The sequence below is a fragment of the Streptomyces durbertensis genome (assembly GCF_014156695.1).
Lineage (GTDB): Bacteria > Actinomycetota > Actinomycetes > Streptomycetales > Streptomycetaceae > Streptomyces > Streptomyces durbertensis.
This window is the reverse complement of sequence record NZ_WMLF01000549.1, coordinates 1-3,155: the sequence shown is the minus strand read 5'-3', so window position 1 is coordinate 3,155 and position 3,155 is coordinate 1. Positions and strand designations below refer to the sequence as shown.

General features: G+C 71.4%; 5 protein-coding genes and 1 pseudogene. 4 read left to right on the top strand and 2 right to left on the bottom strand.

The features are described from left to right. From GL263_RS24155 to GL263_RS24140, 4 genes and pseudogenes are all read left to right on the top strand, one after another. Positions 1-209 (top strand): annotated as a pseudogene (locus tag GL263_RS24155) (hypothetical protein); the annotation flags it as partial. Between the two features lie 18 nt (positions 210-227). Next, the gene (locus tag GL263_RS24150; protein ID WP_182857862.1) at positions 228-632 is read left to right on the top strand and encodes a hypothetical protein; all 405 of its coding nucleotides are present in this window, start codon (positions 228-230) and stop codon (positions 630-632) included. Between the two features lie 47 nt (positions 633-679). Then, entirely contained in the window at positions 680-1,231 is a 552-nt protein-coding gene (locus tag GL263_RS24145; RefSeq protein WP_182857861.1) for an RNA 2'-phosphotransferase, read from the top strand. An 11-nt stretch (positions 1,232-1,242) separates the two neighbouring features. Beyond that, positions 1,243-1,740 (top strand): GNAT family N-acetyltransferase, encoded by a 498-nt coding sequence (locus GL263_RS24140; protein ID WP_182857860.1) that lies wholly within the window; start codon positions 1,243-1,245, stop codon positions 1,738-1,740. A 32-nt stretch (positions 1,741-1,772) separates the two neighbouring features. On the opposite strand, the gene htpX is transcribed toward GL263_RS24140, so the two are convergent. Further along, positions 1,773-2,675, bottom strand: coding sequence for a zinc metalloprotease HtpX (gene htpX / locus GL263_RS24135; protein ID WP_182857859.1), 903 nt, complete (start codon positions 2,673-2,675; stop codon positions 1,773-1,775). 90 nt (positions 2,676-2,765) lie between these two features. Beyond that, positions 2,766-3,155 (bottom strand): PspA-associated protein PspAB (gene pspAB, locus GL263_RS24130; RefSeq protein WP_182857858.1); only part of this gene is annotated, 390 nt, incomplete at its 5' end.

The following is a 3,155-nucleotide window of genomic DNA, read 5'->3' as shown; positions in this document are numbered from 1 at the left end:
TGTGTATAAGAGACAGCGCCCACACCCTGCGCGCCGTCCTCGACCTCCTGTCCGACGGCGACACCACACCACCCGACCTGGAGGCGAGGCTCACGACGTTTGTCGCCGCCGCCACGGAACGCGAGGTCCACGCCCGCACCCTCGACCGCCTCACCGGCACCCGCACCTCCGCCGCCCCCGAGACGACCGGCCGGGACGGTCACCTGTAGCCCACATATAGTCGCGCTATGCGCTCAGCCTCGACCACCGCCCTCACAGCCGCCCTCTGGTACGCCGGCCTCGCCGTGGCGACCTACGCGTACTTCACCCGGGACATGATGATCGCGCTGTTCTTCGTGGTGGCCGCCCTGCTGCTGGCGGTCGGCGGTGTGCTGCTGCGCCGGGAGAACCCCGTCGGGACGAAGGTCGCCACCGTCGGTTGCGCGCTCAGCCTCGCCGTCTCGCTCCTGCTCGTCTTCCGCTTCCTGGCGGCGTTGACCGACTCACGGACCGAGACGTACAGCGACATGTCCGGCTCCGATCTGGCAGTCTCCACCGCTCTTGTGACCGGTTATGTGCTCGGCGCCGCCGTCCCGGCCGTCCTTGTCCTCCGCCGGCTGCGCCACACACCGCTGAGTCGCCAACACACCTGACCCAAAACCACTTTGGGCCGCCCCACGCCGACGGCATGCTGGCCGTCATGGACGAGCAACGCCTGATCCGCGTCTCCAAGTACCTCTCACGCCACCTCCGGCACCGGCCGGAACGGATCGGCATCCGGCTGGACGAGCACGGCTGGGTCGCCGTTCCGGAGCTGCTGCGGGCCGCCGCGCGGCACGGCTTCCCGATCGAACGCGCGGAACTGGAGACCGCCGTCGCCGCCAACGACAAGCGGCGCTTCGCCCTGGACGCGCGGACCGACCGGATCCGCGCCCAGCAGGGGCACTCCGTGCCAGTCGACCTCGATCTGCCGCCCCGCGAACCACCGGCTTTCCTCTTCCACGGCACGGTCGCCCGCTTCCTCCCGGCGATCCACCGCGAGGGGCTGCGACCGATGGGCCGGCACGCCGTGCACCTGTCCACGGATCGGGACACCGCCCTGCGGGTGGGGGCGCGACGTGGCAGAGCCGTGGTGCTGACGATACGTTCGGGGGAGATGCACCGCGACGGACATGTGTTCCAGTTGAGCGGGAACGGCGTGTGGCTGGTGGCGGCCGTTCCTCCGGGGTACGTCGCGGGTGACAGGAGCTGACAGGGGGAGCTGTGGAGCTGCGGCGGCTTGACGAGGATCTGCTGGGCGCGTTGCTGGAGACGGCGGTCAGGGACGCCGAACCCGCCGAGGTGATGCCGCCGGTGACGGGGCCGCCCGGCTGGACGCGGCAGCGTCGCGAGGCGTTCCTGCGCTTCCACCGCGAGCGGCCACGGACCCGCCCCACGGAGCGGGTGTTCGCCGTCGTGGTGGACGGCGCCGTGGTGGGTGCCGCCCGACTCGACCCGGTCGCGGACGAGCCGGGGGCGGTGGAGATCGGCGTCTGGCTGGGCCGCTCGGTGCGCGGCCGCGGTCTGGCGTCACTGCTGCTGGAGGAGCTGGTCGAGGAGGCCCGGGGGATGGGGGCCCGTCACCTCGTGGCCAGCACCACGGTGAGCAATCCGGCCGCCCGGCGCGCGCTGGCGTCGCTCGGCGCGGACATGACGCAGATCGGGGACACCACCGTCACCGCTCACCTCCTCCTGACCCCCGCCGCCCGCGAGCCCCACTAGGCGTGTCCTCGAAGGAGCGTTGTCCGCCCGCCTCAGGGACGGCCGAGTTCGCGGGAGATGCGGGCGAGCTGGTCAAGGCGCTGTTCCAGCGGCGGGTGGGAGGACAGCAGCTTGCTCATCGCGCCGCCGGAGAACGCCGGTGCGAAGAAGAACGCGTTGAACGGCTCGGCGCGGCGCAGGTCCTGCGTCGGGATGCGGGACATCTGACCGGTGATCTTCGTGAGCGCGGAGGACAGCGCCGAGGGGCGCCCGGTGAGCAGCGCGGCGCCGCGGTCGGCGGACAGCTCGCGGTAGCGCGACAGGAGCCGGGTCAGCAGGAAGCTGATCACGTACACCACCGCGCTGACCAGCGGGATCAGGATGGCGAGGATCGCGGTGTTGTTGTTCCGCCCCGCCCCGCGCATCATCCCGCTCCACAGGGCCATCCGGGTGATGCTGCCGGCGAGCACGCCGAGGAAGGAGGCGAAGGTCATGACCGCCACGTCGCGGTGGGCGACGTGCGACAGCTCGTGCGCGAGGACGCCCTCCAGCTCGTGTGGTTCGAGCCGCCGCAGCAGCCCGGTCGTCGCGCACACCAGCGCCTTCTCCTGGCTGCGCCCGGTGGCGAAGGCGTTCGGCACGTCGGTCTCGGCGATGGCGACCCTCGGCTTGGGCATGTCGGCGAGCGCGCACAGCCGGTCGATCGCGCCGTGCAGCTCGGGCGCCTGCTCGGGCGTGACCTCCCGGGCCCCCATGCTGTAGGCGGCGATGCGGTCGCTGAACCAGAACTGGGCGATGAACAGCCCACCCGTGATCAGCACGATCAGCGGCCAGGCGTCTCCGAGCAGGGCGATGAGGACGCCCATGAACACCACGTAGAGCAGTCCGATGAGGAACATCGTGAGGGTCATGCGGCTGGTGAGGCCGCGGTCGGGCGCGTAGCGGGTTCGTGCCATGTGCTTCACCCCTTCACCTTCGGAGCGTAACGCGCGCGGCGGACACCGGGCGCCCCGGCGTCGCGGTTCCTGGTCGTCGTCGCACGCGGCTCACAGCCCCGGGGCGTCCCAGAGCGGGAACCAGCGCCCCAGGTCCTCCTCCAACGGCAGGTCCTCGGCGAGCAGCGCCCGCATCTGCAGTTCCAGCGTGTTGTCCCGCTTCTCCCGCTGCCCGGGCACGGGCGCGAAGGGGTAGAACGTGCCGCGCTTGTACAGGTAGACGACGGCGAGCGGCCGGCCCTCGTTGTCCCGGAAGTCGATCAGCGAGCAGAGCAGCTGCGGCCCGAAGCCGCCGTCCTGCAGCGACGTGTTCACGGCGTGCAGGTCGTTGACCAGCCCGGCCACACCCTGTTCCGACTGCCGGCACACCACCCACGAGTAGCCGTAGGAGTCCTGCGTGAACTCCGCCTCGCCGAGCAGCCCCCGGGCCTCCTCCCGCAC

Bases quoted from the DNA above. Each gene is read 5' to 3' on its own strand.
- GL263_RS24150 (WP_182857862.1), top strand. From the start codon at position 228: ATGCGCTCAGCCTCGACCACCGCCCTCACAGCCGCCCTCTGGTACGCC.
- GL263_RS24145 (WP_182857861.1), top strand. From the start codon at position 680: ATGGACGAGCAACGCCTGATCCGCGTCTCCAAGTACCTCTCACGCCAC.
- htpX (WP_182857859.1), bottom strand. From the start codon at position 2,675: ATGGCACGAACCCGCTACGCGCCCGACCGCGGCCTCACCAGCCGCATG.